The sequence below is a fragment of the Propioniciclava sp. MC1683 genome, assembly GCF_014164675.1.
Lineage (GTDB): Bacteria > Actinomycetota > Actinomycetes > Propionibacteriales > Propionibacteriaceae > Propioniciclava.
The window spans coordinates 1-878 of sequence record NZ_JACJFX010000108.1; the positions used below are offsets into that span (position 1 = coordinate 1).

Sequence of the window (878 nt, forward strand, 5' to 3'; positions counted from 1 at the left end):
GGCTCTTCACGAAAGAGAGTGGATGAGGGGTCGGAAGCCGCCGGCTTCGAGGAGTGACCGCAGTCGGTAGTTGGTGAGGTTGCGGAAGCCCAGCGCGATGCCGCGAAGGTGTTCCAGCCTGCCGTTGATCGCCTCGGTGGGACCGTTGGATGATCCGGGGTGGTCGAACCAGGCCAGGATGTCGTCGCGTCGGGCGTGCAGGGTCCGACCGAGCTGGGCCAGCTCGGCGAGGGCTTCGGGCACTGCGGTCTTGATGCGATCGATCACCCGAGTGAGGAGCTGCCTGCCGGTGCGGCGGTCGGGGGTGCGGTAGGCGTCGATGATGTCTTGGTAGACCAGCCAAGTGACCTCGACGGCGGCGACGTCGTCGTTGCTGAACAGGGCGTCCAGGCGGGCCTTCTGCCGGTCGGTGAGCAGGGTGCGTCCGGTGCGCAGGGTGCGTCGGGCCTTGTAGAGCGGATCGTCGCGGCGGCCGCGTTCGCCAGTGAGTTCACGTTGGACGCGTTGTCGGGTGGTGTTGAGCTTGTCGCCGGCTAGCGCGACGACATGGAAGGGTCCATCACGGCGGTGGCGTCGGGGATGGCGTCGGCGGCGGCGGTCTTGAAGCCGGTGAACCCGTCCATGGCGACGATCTGCACCCGGGCGCGGAACTGGTCGGTACGGGCCTCGAGCCAGGTCTTGAACACCTGCTTGGAACGCCCCTCCACCAAGTCCAGCAAGCGGGCCGGGCCCGTGCCGTCCCTGATCGGGGTGAGGTCGATGATGACCGTCACGTACTTGTCGCCCTTGCGTGTGTGCCGCCAGGCGTGTTCGTCGACGCCGACCACCTCGACGCCGTCGAGCCGTCCCCGGGGTGCCCGATCAGCACCTGGGTGCCG

Annotated in this window: 1 pseudogene; it reads right to left on the bottom strand. The window is 68.1% G+C overall.

The features are described 5' to 3' along the window. Positions 1–6 precede the first annotated feature (6 nt). A pseudogene (locus H5397_RS17455) lies at positions 7–878 on the bottom strand (ISL3 family transposase); the annotation flags it as partial.